The following is a 15,104-nucleotide window of genomic DNA, read 5'->3' as shown; positions in this document are numbered from 1 at the left end:
ACTCAGGAGTCATCTTGAGTGATGAGCAGATGAGGCTTACCTTGCTCAAGCAGGTAAGGCACAGTTACGCTTTGCTCACCGAACTGTAAGTTGCCAGACGCAATGTATAAGTAAGCCCACTCCGGTAACTTTTTGCTGACTGAAGCATAAATCTGCTCCAGGGGAAGAGTCGCTGTTTTTCCAGGCGTTACTTTGAAACGATGGTAACGATACTTGTGGTTGGAGCTGAAGGTATAGGCTTGAGTACTGCTCTCGACAAAATCAGGGCTAGCGTGAACATAAGGCTCAATGATCTGGGCACGCATGTAGCAAAGATCGCGGTTGGTCATGCCTTGTTCATACTGTGGGCACCCTAGAGCATTGCTATAAAAGTAGAACTCGGTAGTTTCATCATCGGTGGCTGATGTTTTTTCATAGCCAACACCAAGTTCATCCAAAGTTTCCGACATCGCCTTCGTTACCTGATTGAGTAGGAGCTTCTGAGCCTGTGCTGGCGATTCTGCCTCAGATTGTGGCATCCAAGCTACGATGCTATTTCGTTGGGCCGGATCTGGGTTTTCCAGAGCAGCGGTGAGCAAGCCGATTCCGAAGCCTTCTGAAAGGCTCATGCCCAAGCCCGCAGATGAAGTGAAAAGCAAAGTGTTTGCAGCCGCATCACCTGCAAAGCTTAACAATTCATAGTCGGCTCGCGGAACCTTCTTGTCTTTAACGTCATATAAACCACCGGCCTGCGCAATGTTGTAAGCGCGGCTATGGCTACTGTCATAAACGATTGGTTCTGAAGTTGAAGCGCAGCCTGTGACTGCCAAACAGGTGGCTATCGAGAGATAGATTAATTTATTCATTTTAACACTCCTTCGAATTAGTGAATCAATTAATAATCTCACGAAAAAACCAACATGCAACCACCTAAAAATCAATAACTTAGCGATGTTCTGACGAGACAATTCAGAGCACTAAAAACACTGTCAACACAGTTAAGGATAAGTATGAAGAACTTAAATCAAGCAAAGCTAGAAATAATAAAAGAAGCGATTGATCGCTGCCAGGGTGGAGATGCCAACATCAGCTGGCATTTCGATAAGCTGGTTCTGGTTATCAATGCTGACTACAGCGAGTTTTCATCTGATTCGAGGATGTACGGTTCCAACAATCCATGCGGTATTCTTCAACCTTGCAGGGTTTACGTCACGTCGCAATCACCATGCAAAATAGTAATGTTTCCGACCAAATTTGATGAAAAACTGTTCATTGCTGCACAGAAAAAATTTGGCAACCTTAAGGAATTTGGCATTAAGCACCAGTTGAAATATTTGTTCCTATAATACCGCTCTCGATTTCGACCTCACACTTTCACATGTGCAAGCGTATCACTTTATGACCCTGTAAAACCTGTTTCGCCAATACCGCCCCACTTCCTATCTAAATTCACTGCCAAACAGCCCATTTGGGACAGTTCCAGAGCGCTAGTTATTAAGTCAGTACAGCTACCATAGCAATCGTTAACGAAATGAACTGAAATCAGCTGAAAACTATAGCGCTGCAGCCTATTTATTGAATAGGAATTTGTTATGAACCAGAACGTTATAGCCAAGAAAGTTGGCTTGATACTAGAACAAAAAAATAAGGCTCCAATACTAATCGCAGGACCAACTCATGTAAAAGCCTTCACCTATGATCCAACCTTTATGAAGGACTTCGGAGTACTTTTACAATGGACATCTCGCTCAGGAAATGCCCACGAGCGCGTTTTCAAAATGAGAGATATTTTGGCTGATAGCGGAAAAAACATGCTTCAGTCATTAGCCGACACTGGATTATTTATTCACCACAAATCAAATTATTGGCACTTCATTCTCGACTACTTGATGAGTCAGAGTCCAGATAAAACAGTAGTAACCGTTGAAAAGACGGGTTGGTACTTTGGCCAATTTGTTACACCTAATTGGGTCGCAGGTTTCGGTGAGCAAGAGGTGATGTACAACGGTGATTCACCTGATCAATTAAACTCCAATGGCACCTTTTTAGAGTGGCAAGATAACGTTGCCACACTCTGTCAGGATAATGCTTTGATGATTTTCACTTTGTGTGCGGCACTTGCAGCACCCTTACTCGATAAACTCGACTGGGACTCGTTTATAATCCATTTTTTGGGTTCATCCAAAAATGGCAAAACAACATTAATACGCTTATCGGCATCTGTTTATTCTGACTACCAATATCGAGACACGTGGAGCAGTACAGCAAACGGCCTCGCAGGCCGCGCTAAGGATAGAAACTGCATGCTGGTTTTACTCGATGAACTTCACCAAGCAGAACCTGAAGATGTTTCCAAAGTCATCTACCAAATAGGTAATGGTGTATCTAAGCTGAGGGGTAATAGGGACGGTGGTCCGAGATCTCAGGATTACTGGAGTTTGATCGGGCTATCAACAGGTGAGGTTAGCCTTGAACAAAAGCTCGCAGAAGCAAACAAAAAACCTCAAGCTGGCCAATTGATGCGTTTTTTTCAGATCCCTCTTTTTCAGACTTTTGGTGTGTTTGAAAACCTACATGGTTCAGCGTCACCCAAAGAATTTGCCGAACGTATTGCCAAAGTTACGAAACAACAATTTGGTACGGCTTTGCAACCGTTCCTGAATCAGATTTCAGCGATGCCAAACCTAGAACAAACCATTACCGCTCAAATCAAAGAAATTTCCCAAACTTGGATTGATAACCTGCAAATCAATCCTAGTAATCAAGTGGCATTTGCTGCCGATCGATTTTCATTTCTAGCTGCTGTTGGGGAGCTCGCTATCGACCTGGGAGCAATACCTTGGGAAAAGGGTTCCGCCAGATTTGAGATAGAGAAAGTGTTTGAAGCATGGCTAGCCAACTACAGCGAAGAATTTGATTACGAGGAACGGCATATTCGCGAGCAACTGCGCAAGTTTCTTCCCAAGAGCCAGTATTCAATCAAATCACAAGGTACGGATACTAAGGTCGGATGGTGGAAATTGAATAGTAATGAATTGAGCTGGCATATCCGCCGTGATGCATTTAAAACTGGCCTTAAACTCGAATTTGATCATCAAGTTATTCAAGCCGCCATGATATTAAAAAAGCAAGGCTGGCTTCAGACTAACGAACCATCACGAGGCACATTTAAAAGTAGCATCTCAGGGAAAGCAGAAAGGCATTTCAAACTATTTCCCAGCCAGATCGCAAAGGACCTCGATATCGACATTGATTTAAGCCGTTTCCAACAAGGAGGTGAAGCATGATTTCCCACTTTCCCATTTCCCAGAAGGAACGAGCGGAAGCTAAAGCGCTTCTGGCAGATATCAAAACCGCAACAGAAGAACTCCGCACCTTGATCACATCGCAAAAGCAGTTTCTTAGTGCTGAAGAGACCGCCCAATACACAGGTCTGTCAGTTAAGTACATATACAAACTGACCCATGCCAAGCAGATCCCGCACTACAAGCCAAATCGCAAGCTGTACTTCAAGCGCGATGATCTCGATGCATGGTTGATGTCCCACCGGGTGGAGGAGGAAAAATAAATGCCTTATACTGAACCGACTCTGACACAAAGAGCAGAGATTTTGACGGCATACGGTGAATCGGAGCGCCTGGTGAGAGAAGCTGAGCGTAAACAGATCACCTCCGTCAGCAACACCACTTGGTGGAGACTAAGCCGAAAAGGCCAAGTTCCGGTAGCCAAGCAAGTTGGTGCAACCAAGTCCTGGTTGCTGTCCGATCTGCTGCTTTGGATGCAACATCGGTGATGTTAACCAAATTCTTTTTGGTGAGTATATCGGTGAGTAACGTGATACAGTTACTCACCATAATCGCTTGAAAGCACTGGTATCACAGGGCATTGCCAGTGCTACTCTACAAGCAGATCCAGAATATTGAATAGTAACTGAACCTGTGATTGATTCTTGCAGGGGTCGCGGATAGCGGCCTCTGTTTTATCTTCTCTAGGTAAATAGTGCTCACCAACATCCTGATTCCATTGCAATATGGGCATTGTTAGGCATATCCTCGAACATATTTCTCTGCTGTAATTCGAGGAAGGAATGACTAATCAGCTTAAAACTGCGTTGGAGCAACGCTACTCAACCAAGCAATTCGATCCCGCTAATCCGGCGCCACAAGATAAAATCGACACCCTGCTCGACACCTTGTGCTTAGCGCCTACCTCCATCAACAGCCAGCCTTGGCACCTGTTTGTGGTGACCAACCAAGCGCAAAAGGCCCGCATGGCCAAGGCCGCTTGGGACGCCAACAAAGGTAAGTTTCAAGATGCGTCGCACGTACTGCTGTTCTGTGCCAAAACCAACTTTGGTAAGGCTGAAATCCGCGCGATTGAAGAGCTGGTGGCACAGGTTCGCGGTGGCGAGGTGAACGAGCAGCGCGTTGAGATGATGACCAACTACGTAAACAGCATGTCCCATGAGATGCGTATCGAGTGGCTAAAGCGTCAGGTGTATCTGGTATTTGGTCAGTGCATGCTCTCCGCTGCACTGCTGGAGATGGACTCATGCCCTATCGAAGGCTTCCTGCCGGAGCAGATGGACGATGCGCTGGAGCTGCATGACAAAGGCCTGACTTCAGTCGTCGCAGTGGCGATTGGCCAGCGTAGTGAAGACGACTTTAACACTCTGGATAAAGCCGCCAAGGTTCGCTTCCCACGCGAGGCGATGATTACCGAACTGGCCTAAGCCGGCGGCGATCACCCACTGTTTGCTATACACCATGAACAAGTAAAGGCTTGCCCTCTACTTGCTCTTGGTGTTGTCCAACAAGCGTACTTCCCGCTGCGGGAAGGGAATGGTAACGCCTGCGGTTTTGAGGGCTTTGAACACCGCCAGATTGGCCTGATAGCGGCTTTGGTGTAGCTGTTGCGAGGGCACCCAAAAGCGGTAGCCGATATTAATGGCGCTGTCGCCAAAGCTGTCGATACCGACTTTCATCGCCGGCTCGGTTTGCACTGCGTCGATCTGTGTCAGGGTACGTTCAATAAGGGCAATCGCTTGCTCTGGCTCGGTGGCGTAGCTCACGCCTATGGCCCCTTCCACCAACGAGTTGGCTTCGGTGTTCATCAGGATCTCGCCAATGATGTGTCGGTTGGGGATGGTGATGCGCTCGCCATCTTCACTGCATAGCACGGTCGTGGCCAGATTGATCTCTTCCACCACCCCGGTGTAGCCCTTAACGCTAAGGGTATTTTTCAGCACAAACGGGCGAGTAAGGATGATTGCCAGGCCAGCGCCATAGTTGGACAAGGTCCCTTGCACCGCCAAACCGACCCCCAGAGATGCCGCACCGATCGCGGCAACAAAAGGCGTGACACTGATGCCGATCTTGCCCAGACAGATCACCACGGTCATCACAATCAACAGCACTTTGACCACATTCGCCAAGAAGTTAGCCAAAGTGACATCCAGGCCTTTGCCTTCCATCAAACGAAACAGCCAGCGGCCTATCCGGTTGGCGATCCACAGGCCAATCAGCAGGATAAACAGTGCCGCAACCAACGAGAAACTGTAGCGCAGCAGATAATCGATAATGATCTGGTAATAGCCCTGCAACTCAGCCAGCTCTTGTTCCATTCTACCTCCTTGATTTTTCTCGCTTAACTCTTGATTTTTCTCGCTTAACTATAGGTGCTATCACCGATAACTGTCAGGTATGTTGAGCGCATACCCAAGTTTCAAATAATTAAGCCTTCACTAAACTAACCTTGCTCGCTGCCGATAACCCTAGCTATATGCAGTACTCGGCAAGGAAAGCGAATGAACATCAACTCAGCGAGCTCAGTAAATCCCTATTATCCCGCAGCATCCCAGCCTGTGAAGGCACCCGCACCAGCGGAGAAACCCGCAGAGCAAACAGTGCCCGTTCAAGCAACAGCAAACACCGCAGCCGACGTCGAGGACAATGAAAACCCCAGTAAATTAAAGTCGTTTAGCTATGGCGCTCTGGGCATGGACCATCCTGCCCAAGTCGAAGAAACCGAAGATAAGAGCTACACCATGGGGCAGTACCTTAAGGCCGCCGCCACCATCGGTAGCCTGATTGCACTGGCGGTGTAATCACTCTCTTTAACTCAATCCATGCTCTAAGCGATACAGTAGCGCCTCCGATACCAGCGTGCCCAGCCAAATCGGCAAGCTTGGCTATACTTGTCTGGTCAAGACAAGGAGTTCGCCATGCAAGTCGGAGCCGTTAACAGCCTCAATACTCTGGTGGTCCAAAAGCCAGACACTGCGCAAGAGAAGGTGCAGCAGCAAGATCTTAACAACCCCACCGCCGCTCGCCCGGATGATCGGGTCGGACTCAATCAACCCTCTGGCGATGTGGAGGCCAGCCAACTTTATCGCCCCTCCGGTCAGGGCGTGCAGGGTACCCAACTCGATACCGAGCAGCGCTTCAATAACCAAGCGCAAGCCGATGATCGCGGCCTGTATAAGCGCATCGACACCTTCGTTTAACCGCCACCCAGCTCATAAAAAACTAAGCGAAAATTGAGCCAATTCAGCTAACGCCCGTACGCCGATACAGCGTACAAGCGTTAGCTTAAAATGCAGCTATATCAGCTAGTTACACACCACAAAACCAGCCTTTGGCCAACTCAAACAGAATAAAATCCTGTATTTTATTTTTAGTAAATTTTCTCTTGTTAGAGTTAAAACTCCAGAGTTAGGATGCGTCGCCCTGAAGTAAGCTCGCTGAATGCGCTACGTCGGCCTGAATCGCTCCACAACATCGCTCTACAACTATGTACGGATACGTTTTGCCCAGACCATCACCTGCTTCCTTCAATCCTCTGTAACAACTAAAAGGACGCAACGTGAGCATCTCTACTTCTACTCTTCGAACCGCTGTTGTGCTGGCCGGACTCGGCAGCAGCCTGGCCTACGGCGCTGGATTTCAGCTAAATGAACACTCTGTTGGAGGCCTGAGCCGCGCCTATGCCGGTGAAGCCGCCAACGTTGAAAGCACTGCGGTTATCTTCCGCAACCCAGCCGCCATGAGCTACTTCGACAGCATCAGCTTCGCGGTCGGTGGCACCTACGTCGACCCACGCGTAGATATCTCCGGCAGTTCGGCCGCCTTTGGCCCGTCGACGGCCAACGACGTTGCGCAAAGCGGTATCGTGCCGAACGCCTCTATCGTCGTTCCACTAAACGATCGCTGGTGGCTGGGGCTATCAGCCAGTTCCAACTTCAATACCGGGGTCGAGTTTGGCTCAGACTTTAGCGCCACCCATTTTGGCCAGTTGGCGGAGATTACCACCGCCGATATCAACTTCAGCGCTGCTTACAAAGTGAATCAGCAGCTAAGCGTGGGCGCAGGGGCAAGCCTGATCATTGGTGAAGGCCGCATCCGCAGCACGCTGCCCGCCAACTTCCCGGGAGTCGGTGGCGCCACCATGTTAGATATGGAAGGCGATAACCACGCCTGGACCTGGAATGTGGGGGCGATGTGGCAGATTAATCCTCAGCATCGCGTAGCATTGACCTACAAGCATCATGTGACCTTGGATCTGGAAGGTAGCGCGAACAGCGATATCGGTGGCCCTGTGGGTAACGGTAACCTGCCTATCGATTTGCCAGCAATGGCCGAGCTTGCCAGTGAACACCAGATAAGCGATGCACTGCGCCTGCACTTTAGCTTCAACTGGACCGGCTGGTCGCGCTTTGAAAGCCTGACCGCCAACGTAGAAGGCGTAACCGTGCCGGTTAAACAAGAGAACTGGGACGACACCTACCGCCTGGCTATAGGTAGTAGCTACCAGCTCAACCCGCAATGGCTGCTGCGTGCAGGCTTTGCCTATGACAAGGGCGCGGTAGACGATGAGTTCCGTACCATCACCATCCCTGATTCGGATCGCCTGTGGTACAGCGCGGGTGTTGGTTATCAACTGAGCCCCAACGCCAGTATCGATCTTGGCCTGACCTATATTCACTTCCGATCAGCCAATATCACCGAGTACACCGAGCTTGGCCAATCGGTTGATGTATTTAACGGCCGTGCCAGCGGCGATGTGTGGCTAGCCGGATTGCAGTACAACCACCGCTTCTAAGCGCCGCAAAAGCGCACTAAGGCCCTTGCCTGAAACCGGGCAAGGGTAAATACTGGCGTTTTCTCTCACCGGATCTTGCGATGTTAAAGCTGCTCTACCAAGCCCTGGCCTGGATGTCGTTGTTGTTGGCCATCCTTGGTATTGCCCTGCCACTGTTGCCCACGGTGCCGTTTCTACTGGTGAGCGCTTGGGGCTTTTCGCGCAGCTCACCACGCTTTGAGCACTGGCTGCTCAATCACCCTAAGTTTGGCCCGCCGATTATAGATTGGCGGCGTGATGGGGTGATCAGCTTGAAGGCCAAGCGGATGGCCACGCTGTTTGTGGGGATCTCACTGGCCATCATGCTGCTCAACGACATGCCGCTAACCCTGCGTTTAGTGGCGATAAGCTGCCTAAGCGCGGTGCTGGTATTTCTATGGAGTCGCCCCTCACAAGCGCCGGCCCAAAAACAGCAACGCGCTGCCAAGCCAGAAGACTCGCAGCGCGCTGATTCAGACTAACGCAGGCTACAGCAACGATTCGATACCGTACTCTTTGCCGTAGTGCTCCACCACAAAATCGATGTCTTTGTCGCCACGACCAGATAGGTTCAACAAGATAGCGCCTTGCTCCCCTTGTTTAGCCAGCTTGATGGCGTAAGCCACCGCGTGGGCCGATTCAATCGCCGGGATAATCCCTTCCAAACGCGACAGCTCGAAGAAGGCGTCGATGGCCTCTTTATCGTTCACGCTACCGTAGGCCACCCGACCAGCATCCTTTAAGAAGGCGTGCTGCGGACCCACCGACGGGTAATCCAGGCCACTGGCCACCGAGTACACCTCGGCCGGCTCACCTTGTGAGTCTTTGAGCATATAGGACTTAAAGCCATGCATCACACCCGGCTCACCCAAGGTTAAGGTTGCCGCATGTTCACCCAGCTCATCTAAGGTGCGGCCAGCCGGCTCAACCCCATGAATCGCCACGCCTTGATCGTTCAGGAAGGCCGAGAACAGGCCCATGGCGTTGGAGCCACCACCGACACAAGCGACCAAGTTGTCTGGCAGCTGACCGGTCATCTCTTGGAACTGCTCGCGGGCTTCGTTGCCGATGATGGATTGAAAATCGCGGACCATCATCGGGAAGGGGTGTGGCCCCACTACCGAGCCAATGGCATAGAACTGATTAACCGGGTCGCCCATATAGGCCTCGAAGGCTGCATCCACAGCTTCTTTTAGGGTTTTACGACCATGGGTTGCGGGGATCACATTGGCGCCAAGGATACGCATACGCACCACGTTCGGGTGCTCCTTGCGAATATCCACCTCGCCCATGTAGATATCACACTCCAGCCCCACCAGCGCAGCAGCGGTGGCCAACGCTACCCCATGCTGGCCCGCGCCGGTTTCGGCAATCAGCTTGGTTTTGCCCATCTTCTTGGCGAGCAACGCTTCGCCCAGACAGTGGTTAATCTTGTGGGCGCCAGTGTGGTTGAGGTCTTCACGCTTGAGGTAAATCGGGCAACCGTACTTTTCGCTCAAGGCTTGGGCGTGGAAGATTGGGCTAGGGCGACCCACAAAGTGCTTGTACAGGCGAGCTAGCTCAGCCAGAAAATCTGGCTCTTGGCGGATCTCCAGATAGGCTTGGGTAATCTCATCCATAATCGCCTGCAGTTCAGCAGGGATGAAGCTGCCACCGTACTCACCAAAATAGCCAGCCGCGTCGGGCAACGGATGGTCAAAGCTGTTGCGCATGTTCTCTCCTTGAAAATCTGTGTGTTAGATGCACTGGGGGAAAGATTACCGCGAGAGCAGGCAGGCTGAGTAGAGACCCAAATCAAAAAACACAATTTGCGTATGGTTAATGTGAGGTGTAACCACCTACAGAAACTAAGTCATTAAAATATCATCGTTATTTGCGCTTGAGGCGATGTTAAGCCCCATCGATTGCGAGTATAGTGAGCAGATTGTTTATCCCCTCAAAACAACGAAGGACCTGTTATGCCTTACATAGTTGATGCATTGTTTACCGTTCCAGTGATACTGCTGGTACTTGCCATTATGATCCTGAAATCGTCGATCAAATTCGTTCCTCAGAACGAGGCGTGGATCGTCGAGCGTTTCGGTAAATTCAACTCAACCCGAGAAGCGGGTATCAACTTCCTGATCCCGATTGCCGATAAGGTATCTGCCAAGCGCTCACTGAAAGAGCAGGCCTACGACGTGCCTAGCCAAGGTGCGATCACTAAAGACAACATCTCGTTGACCGTAGACGGCGTACTTTACTTCCGCGTACTTGACCCTTACAAAGCGACCTACGGCGTAGAAGACTATGCCTTCGCGGTAATCCAACTGGCGCAAACCACCATGCGTTCAGAGATCGGTAAGATTGACCTGGATAAAACCTTTGAAGAGCGCGATGCCTTGAACGCCAAGATCGTTGAGCAAATCAACGAGGCCTCGCAAGCCTGGGGCGTTGCGGTACTGCGTTACGAGATTAAAGACATTACCCCGCCGATGTCGATCATGGACGCCATGGAATCACAGATGAAGGCCGAACGTGAGCGTCGCGCTAAGATTCTAGAGTCAGAGGGTGAGCGTCAAGCGGCGATCAACATTGCCGAAGGTGAAAAACAATCGCGCGTTCTGCAGGCAGAAGCTGAGAAGCAAGAGCAGGTACTGAAAGCGCAGGGTGAAGCCCAAGCGATCATCGCGGTTGCAGAGGCCCAAGCTGAATCGCTGCGCGTAGTCGGTGAAGCCGCCTCTACCGAAATGGGTCAAAAAGCGGTACAACTGGAGCTGGCCACCAAGGCCATTGAAGCCAAGGCCGCCATCGCTAAAGAGAGCAGCGTGGTATTGCTACCAGATGGTCAAACCGAGGCTGGCTCACTGGTAGCGCAAGCGACCACCATTTTGAATGCGTTAAACAAAGGCTAAGCCTATGGTGCTGTTTATGTCCGAATACATCCCACAACTGTTGATTGTCGGCGGCTTTGTACTGATCTTGTTCGAGGTGCTGGCATTGGGGTTCTCTACCTTTATCCTGGCGTTTCTCGGCCTGTCGATGGTACTCAGCGGCACCTTCATCGCCTTGGGGTGGATGGGCGACAGCTGGAACACCATTGCCCTGAGCAACGCGGTACTCACTGCGCTGCTCGCAGCCCTGCTGTGGAAACCGCTGAAGAAGATGCAGAACAAGCAAAGCCCAAAGCGGGTCACCAGCGATTTCCATGGCCTGCGTTTTTACAGCGAGCAAGAAATCGATAAGCGCGGACTTAGCCAGTATCGCCACAGCGGGGTGAGCTGGGCGCTGAAAAGTGAACAGCCCATCGAAGCCGGCACCGAAGTTGAAGTGGTCGATGTGGAAGTGGCGGTGTTCTGGGTTAAGCCCGTCAGCTAACACGGCCCTTCCTAAAACAGCCAAACGTAAAAAGGTCGCCTCGGCGACCTTTTTTTGTTCTCGGCTTATACGGCTAGACCTGCCAGTTGATCGGTGCCTTGCCGATGCTTTGCAGGTAGGCATTTGCCTGAGAGAAATGCTGACAGCCGAAGAACCCGCGGTGAGCCGACAGTGGCGATGGGTGTGGCGCTTTCAACACATGATGGCGCTGCGCATCGATAACCGCACCTTTTTTCTGAGCATGTGAGCCCCACAACAGGAACACCACGTTTTCGCAATGCTGGTTAACCTGACTAATCACCGTGTCGGTGAAACGCTCCCAGCCAAATTTGGCGTGGGAGTGGGCCTGACCCTGCTCAACGGTGAGCACGGTGTTGAGCAACAGCACGCCTTGCTCTGCCCAGCTTTGCAGGTAGCCATGTTGGGGGATCTGGAATCCGGGAATGTCCTGCGCCAGCTCTTTGTACATATTGACCAGTGACGGCGGCGTTTTTACGCCGTGCTGAACACTAAAGCACAAGCCGTGGGCTTGGTTGGGGCCGTGGTAGGGGTCTTGGCCGAGGATCACCAGCTTTAGCTGGTCCAAGGACGTAGCTTTGAAGGCTTCAAACACCAGATCGTGCGGTGGGTACACCACCTTGCCAGCGTCACGCTCGGCGGCCACCTTGGCCATCAATTCCTGAAAATATGGCTGCTGTTTCTCTTCGCCCAGCAAGTCACTCCACTGCATACTGCCCCCTGTTAAATTAGCTCGGGGACTAGCCTAGGGATAAGTGATCGCTCACGCAAGCCAATCGTGCTCGCGGTCATTAATAAATGCTTGGGGGCTGTCGCTGATCAACATATCCACGCCCCACTGGTGATGGGCTCGCACCTTGGCCGGCTCATTGGCGGTATAGCAGTAGAGCTGATAGCCCGCTTGCTTGATGGCGCGCGCCTCAGCCTCGCTAAGGTGTGTCCAATCGCAATGAGCGCTGTAGGCGTCCAAGGCCTGCAACTGCGCCTGCCAGTTGCGCGGTACGCCTTCCCATAACTGGCCTCGCAGGTAGTGGGGCATAAGCTGTTTGGCAAGCAACATGGCTTGGTGCTCAAAGCTAGAGAGCACCAGATCGGCACTGGCAAACTGGCAGTCGGCGAGCTGCTGCGCCACCGCCCGGCAGAGCGCTTCAACGTTATCGCCCCGATAGACCTTAAGCTCGAGGTTAAGCTTGAGCTTAAGCTGTTGGCAGAGTGCTAATGCTTCCGCAAGCGTGGGGATTCGCTCATTGGCAAAGGCTGCATCGAACCAACTGCCAGCATCTAGCTCTCGCAGCTGCTCGAGCGTTAACTCACCCACCTTGCCGCGGCCATTACTGCAACGATTCACCGTGCGGTCATGGATGATAACCGGCACCCCGTCGGCGCTTAGCTGCACATCGATCTCAACCCACGGCAAGCTCAACTCCGCCACTTTAGCGATCCCGACAAGGGTGTTTTCAGGGCAAACACTTTTCACCCCGCGGTGTCCCGCAATAATCATAATCTCTTCACTGCCTCGACAATCTCAGGGCTCTTACAGCAACAAAAAGCGCGTTATAGCATGGCTTTGTGACAGTTTGGCACTCTTTGTCGAAACCAGCACAAAGGAGGTCTAATTCCAGCTCAATGCGAGTAGTAATCCGGCACGAAGCTCTGCTCATGCATCGGCACCCGCACATAGCCGCTCTTATCTATCTCCGGCAGCTCAATCTTTTGGTGCTTCACTTGCTGGTAGGGGATTTGACTGAGCAGATGGCGAATGCAGTTGAGCCGTGCACGCTTTTTGTTGTCGGCCTCCACCACCCACCAAGGGCTGTGCTTAGTGTCGGTGTAGGCAAACATCTCGTCCTTGGCTTTGGAGTACTCCACCCAGCGGGCCCGCGATTGTAGGTCCATCTTCGAGAACTTCCAACGTTTTAAGGGGTTGCTCAAGCGCTCGCTAAAGCGCTTCTCCTGCTCCTCATCGGAGACCGAGAACCAGTATTTGAGCAAGATAATCCCAGAGCGGATCAGCATGCGCTCGAACTCCGGGCAGGCGCGCAGAAACTCCTCATGCTCATCGTCGCTGCAAAAGCCCATCACCCGCTCAACCCCAGCGCGGTTGTACCAGGAGCGGTCAAACAACACCATCTCACCGGCGGCAGGCAGGTGCGCCACATAGCGCTGGAAATACCATTGGCTCTTCTCCCGCTCACTGGGCGCGGGCAGCGCCGCAATACGGCATACCCGCGGATTGAGCTTCTCGGTGATGCGCTTGATGGCCCCACCTTTGCCGGCAGCATCGCGCCCTTCAAACACCACTACCACCTTCAGCCCTTCCGCCACCACCCATTGCTGCAATTTAACCAGCTCGGTTTGCAGACTCAGCAGCTCACTCTCATAGCGCTCTTTGCTTAGCTTCTTGCCCATATGACATCCCCTGCGACAACTGTAAATTCCGTGCTCTACACTCTGTACTAGCGGTTGGCGGGTTTTACTGTCAACCATCGCACAGCAAAGTTGCCAACGGGCTTTAAAATTAACCAGAAAATGGTACCCTTAGGCGCCTTTAATTCCACGCATCTTGTAAACGAGCGCACCATGGCAGCAACAGGCACCCTCTATATCGTTTCGGCTCCAAGCGGAGCGGGCAAATCCAGTATGATTAATGCGTATTTGTCGCGCCATAAGGCCTTCCCCGCTCAGGTTTCGGTGTCACACACCACCCGCGCCGCCCGTCCCGGTGAGCAAGATGGCGTACACTACCACTTCGTTGATCATTCCCAGTTCGAGCAGCTTATCGAAGAGCAGGCCTTCTTCGAGTACGCCGAAGTATTCGGTAACTACTACGGCACCTCGCGCCGCACCATCGAAGAAACCCTCGCTAAAGGCATCGATGTGTTCCTGGATATCGACTGGCAGGGCGCCCGTCAGGTGAAGCAGATGATGCCAGAGGCGGTATCGGTGTTTATCCTGCCGCCAAGCCGCCATGAGCTAGAGCAACGCCTACACATGCGCGGCCAAGACAGCGAAGAAGTCATCGCCAAACGCATGAATGAAGCGGAAAGCGAGATGTCGCACTACAACGAGTACGACTACCTGATAATCAACACCCATTTCGATGAAGCGGTTAGCGAGCTGACAGCGATCATCACCGCGCAGCGATTGCAGAGCGCAAGCCAAGCTGCTAAACATAGAGAATTACTCGCCGATTTACTGGCAAAATAGCCCCTGCGGGTCTGGTAAAACACTGCCAGATCGGCTAGGATCTTGCGTCATTTTTAGTCAACGGAGCTGTGCATGGCACGAGTTACAGTAGAAGATGCAGTAGAACAGGTTGGCAACCGCTTTGACCTGGTACTAATCGCCGCGCGTCGCGCACGTCAACTTTCAGTAGAAGGCAAAGAGCCGCTAGTGGAAGAAGATAACGACAAACCCACCGTTATCGCGCTGCGTGAAATCGAAGAAGGATTGGTAAACACCGAGACCATGGACGCTCAAGACCGTCAAGAACGCCAAGAGCGTGAAGCGGCAGAACTGGCTGCAGTAGCGGCTATCGCTGACAAGCGTCTGTAAGTCAGCGTCTCCATCAGAGTCTGAATCTCCTTCCAAGCTCTAAGCCTGCCGTGCTGGTTTACTAAGCACGGCAAAGC

At 51.8% G+C, this 15,104-nt stretch carries 18 protein-coding genes; 12 read left to right on the top strand and 6 right to left on the bottom strand.

The annotated features are described in order from the left end of the window. Positions 1-2: 2 nt before the first annotated feature. Positions 3-845, bottom strand: a complete 843-nt coding sequence (locus G462_RS0105740) for a hypothetical protein (RefSeq protein WP_035476876.1) — start codon at positions 843-845, stop codon at positions 3-5. A gap of 144 nt (positions 846-989) precedes the next feature. Here G462_RS0105740 and G462_RS0105735 point away from each other — a divergent pair, with 144 nt between their 5' ends. The 4 genes from G462_RS0105735 to G462_RS0105710 all read left to right on the top strand — a co-directional run bounded on the left by G462_RS0105735 (position 990) and on the right by G462_RS0105710 (position 4,711). After that, the gene (locus G462_RS0105735; protein WP_026958150.1) at positions 990-1,325 is read left to right on the top strand and encodes a hypothetical protein; all 336 of its coding nucleotides are present in this window, start codon (positions 990-992) and stop codon (positions 1,323-1,325) included. Positions 1,326-1,571: 246 nt separating this feature from the next. Beyond that, a complete protein-coding gene (locus G462_RS0105730) occupies positions 1,572-3,266 on the top strand; it encodes a DUF927 domain-containing protein (protein WP_026958149.1) in 1,695 nt (564 codons plus the stop codon). Further along, entirely contained in the window at positions 3,263-3,547 is a 285-nt protein-coding gene (locus G462_RS0105725) for a helix-turn-helix domain-containing protein (RefSeq protein ID WP_017043871.1), read from the top strand. Before G462_RS0105730 ends, G462_RS0105725 begins: the two co-directional genes overlap by 4 nt. Before the next feature lie 519 nt (positions 3,548-4,066). Then, a complete protein-coding gene (locus G462_RS0105710; protein WP_026958147.1) occupies positions 4,067-4,711 on the top strand; it encodes a nitroreductase family protein in 645 nt (214 codons plus the stop codon). Positions 4,712-4,768: 57 nt separating this feature from the next. Here the strand turns inward: G462_RS0105710 and G462_RS0105705 are convergent, their stop codons facing one another. Then, a complete protein-coding gene (locus tag G462_RS0105705; RefSeq protein WP_026958146.1) occupies positions 4,769-5,602 on the bottom strand; it encodes a mechanosensitive ion channel family protein in 834 nt (277 codons plus the stop codon). Between the two features lie 183 nt (positions 5,603-5,785). On the opposite strand from G462_RS0105705, the gene G462_RS0105700 reads away from it, so the two are divergent. The 4 genes from G462_RS0105700 (at position 5,786) to G462_RS21835 (ending at position 8,579) form a co-directional block, all read left to right on the top strand. Next, a complete protein-coding gene (locus G462_RS0105700) occupies positions 5,786-6,085 on the top strand; it encodes a hypothetical protein (RefSeq protein ID WP_051326556.1) in 300 nt (99 codons plus the stop codon). Between the two features lie 117 nt (positions 6,086-6,202). Beyond that, a complete protein-coding gene (locus tag G462_RS0105695; RefSeq protein ID WP_026958144.1) occupies positions 6,203-6,484 on the top strand; it encodes a hypothetical protein in 282 nt (93 codons plus the stop codon). A 359-nt stretch (positions 6,485-6,843) separates the two neighbouring features. Then, positions 6,844-8,079 (top strand): OmpP1/FadL family transporter, encoded by a 1,236-nt coding sequence (locus tag G462_RS0105690; RefSeq protein WP_026958143.1) that lies wholly within the window; start codon positions 6,844-6,846, stop codon positions 8,077-8,079. Positions 8,080-8,159: 80 nt separating this feature from the next. Beyond that, on the top strand, positions 8,160-8,579 hold the full coding sequence (locus G462_RS21835; protein WP_051326555.1) for a YbaN family protein: 420 nt from the start codon (positions 8,160-8,162) through the stop codon (positions 8,577-8,579). A 6-nt stretch (positions 8,580-8,585) separates the two neighbouring features. On the opposite strand, the gene trpB is transcribed toward G462_RS21835, so the two are convergent. Then, entirely contained in the window at positions 8,586-9,809 is a 1,224-nt protein-coding gene (trpB, locus tag G462_RS0105680) for a tryptophan synthase subunit beta (protein WP_026958142.1), read from the bottom strand. Positions 9,810-10,055: 246 nt separating this feature from the next. Between trpB and G462_RS0105675 the strand changes: the two genes are divergently transcribed. Then, a complete protein-coding gene (locus G462_RS0105675) occupies positions 10,056-10,991 on the top strand; it encodes an SPFH domain-containing protein (protein WP_026958141.1) in 936 nt (311 codons plus the stop codon). Positions 10,992-11,007: 16 nt separating this feature from the next. Further along, the gene (locus tag G462_RS0105670) at positions 11,008-11,454 is read left to right on the top strand and encodes an NfeD family protein (protein ID WP_245579536.1); all 447 of its coding nucleotides are present in this window, start codon (positions 11,008-11,010) and stop codon (positions 11,452-11,454) included. Between the two features lie 73 nt (positions 11,455-11,527). Here the strand turns inward: G462_RS0105670 and ung are convergent, their stop codons facing one another. The 3 genes from ung to ppk2 form a co-directional block, all read right to left on the bottom strand. Then, positions 11,528-12,184, bottom strand: a complete 657-nt coding sequence (gene ung, locus G462_RS0105665) for a uracil-DNA glycosylase (RefSeq protein WP_026958139.1) — start codon at positions 12,182-12,184, stop codon at positions 11,528-11,530. Positions 12,185-12,235: 51 nt separating this feature from the next. Continuing rightward, positions 12,236-12,973, bottom strand: a complete 738-nt coding sequence (locus G462_RS0105660; protein ID WP_026958138.1) for a glycerophosphodiester phosphodiesterase family protein — start codon at positions 12,971-12,973, stop codon at positions 12,236-12,238. 122 nt (positions 12,974-13,095) lie between these two features. After that, complete coding sequence (gene ppk2, locus G462_RS0105655) at positions 13,096-13,881, bottom strand: polyphosphate kinase 2 (protein WP_026958137.1); 786 nt, start codon at positions 13,879-13,881, stop codon at positions 13,096-13,098. 171 nt (positions 13,882-14,052) lie between these two features. Between ppk2 and gmk the strand changes: the two genes are divergently transcribed. Both gmk and rpoZ read left to right on the top strand, forming a co-directional pair. Next, complete coding sequence (gene gmk, locus G462_RS0105650) at positions 14,053-14,679, top strand: guanylate kinase (protein ID WP_026958136.1); 627 nt, start codon at positions 14,053-14,055, stop codon at positions 14,677-14,679. 72 nt (positions 14,680-14,751) lie between these two features. After that, entirely contained in the window at positions 14,752-15,027 is a 276-nt protein-coding gene (gene rpoZ, locus G462_RS0105645; RefSeq protein ID WP_026958135.1) for a DNA-directed RNA polymerase subunit omega, read from the top strand. The last annotated feature ends 77 nt before the right edge of the window (positions 15,028-15,104 follow it).

Origin of the sequence: Aliagarivorans taiwanensis DSM 22990, assembly GCF_000429505.1 — a bacterium.
In the GTDB taxonomy this organism is placed as follows: domain Bacteria; phylum Pseudomonadota; class Gammaproteobacteria; order Enterobacterales; family Celerinatantimonadaceae; genus Aliagarivorans; species Aliagarivorans taiwanensis.
This window is presented reverse-complemented; position numbering and strand designations above follow the sequence as displayed.

What these genes read in the sequence shown, in the direction of transcription:
- gmk (WP_026958136.1), top strand. Translation starts at nt 14,053, where the DNA reads ATGGCAGCAACAGGCACCCTCTATATCGTTTCGGCTCCAAGCGGAGCG.
- G462_RS0105700 (WP_051326556.1), top strand. Translation starts at nt 5,786, where the DNA reads ATGAACATCAACTCAGCGAGCTCAGTAAATCCCTATTATCCCGCAGCA.
- G462_RS0105735 (WP_026958150.1), top strand. Translation starts at nt 990, where the DNA reads ATGAAGAACTTAAATCAAGCAAAGCTAGAAATAATAAAAGAAGCGATT.
- G462_RS21835 (WP_051326555.1), top strand. Translation starts at nt 8,160, where the DNA reads ATGTTAAAGCTGCTCTACCAAGCCCTGGCCTGGATGTCGTTGTTGTTG.
- trpB (WP_026958142.1), bottom strand. Translation starts at nt 9,809, where the DNA reads ATGCGCAACAGCTTTGACCATCCGTTGCCCGACGCGGCTGGCTATTTT.
- G462_RS0105670 (WP_245579536.1), top strand. Translation starts at nt 11,008, where the DNA reads ATGTCCGAATACATCCCACAACTGTTGATTGTCGGCGGCTTTGTACTG.
- ung (WP_026958139.1), bottom strand. Translation starts at nt 12,184, where the DNA reads ATGCAGTGGAGTGACTTGCTGGGCGAAGAGAAACAGCAGCCATATTTT.
- G462_RS0105725 (WP_017043871.1), top strand. Translation starts at nt 3,263, where the DNA reads ATGATTTCCCACTTTCCCATTTCCCAGAAGGAACGAGCGGAAGCTAAA.
- G462_RS0105660 (WP_026958138.1), bottom strand. Translation starts at nt 12,973, where the DNA reads ATGATTATTGCGGGACACCGCGGGGTGAAAAGTGTTTGCCCTGAAAAC.
- G462_RS0105710 (WP_026958147.1), top strand. Translation starts at nt 4,067, where the DNA reads ATGACTAATCAGCTTAAAACTGCGTTGGAGCAACGCTACTCAACCAAG.
- G462_RS0105705 (WP_026958146.1), bottom strand. Translation starts at nt 5,602, where the DNA reads ATGGAACAAGAGCTGGCTGAGTTGCAGGGCTATTACCAGATCATTATC.
- rpoZ (WP_026958135.1), top strand. Translation starts at nt 14,752, where the DNA reads ATGGCACGAGTTACAGTAGAAGATGCAGTAGAACAGGTTGGCAACCGC.
- G462_RS0105695 (WP_026958144.1), top strand. Translation starts at nt 6,203, where the DNA reads ATGCAAGTCGGAGCCGTTAACAGCCTCAATACTCTGGTGGTCCAAAAG.
- G462_RS0105675 (WP_026958141.1), top strand. Translation starts at nt 10,056, where the DNA reads ATGCCTTACATAGTTGATGCATTGTTTACCGTTCCAGTGATACTGCTG.
- ppk2 (WP_026958137.1), bottom strand. Translation starts at nt 13,881, where the DNA reads ATGGGCAAGAAGCTAAGCAAAGAGCGCTATGAGAGTGAGCTGCTGAGT.
- G462_RS0105740 (WP_035476876.1), bottom strand. Translation starts at nt 845, where the DNA reads ATGAATAAATTAATCTATCTCTCGATAGCCACCTGTTTGGCAGTCACA.
- G462_RS0105730 (WP_026958149.1), top strand. Translation starts at nt 1,572, where the DNA reads ATGAACCAGAACGTTATAGCCAAGAAAGTTGGCTTGATACTAGAACAA.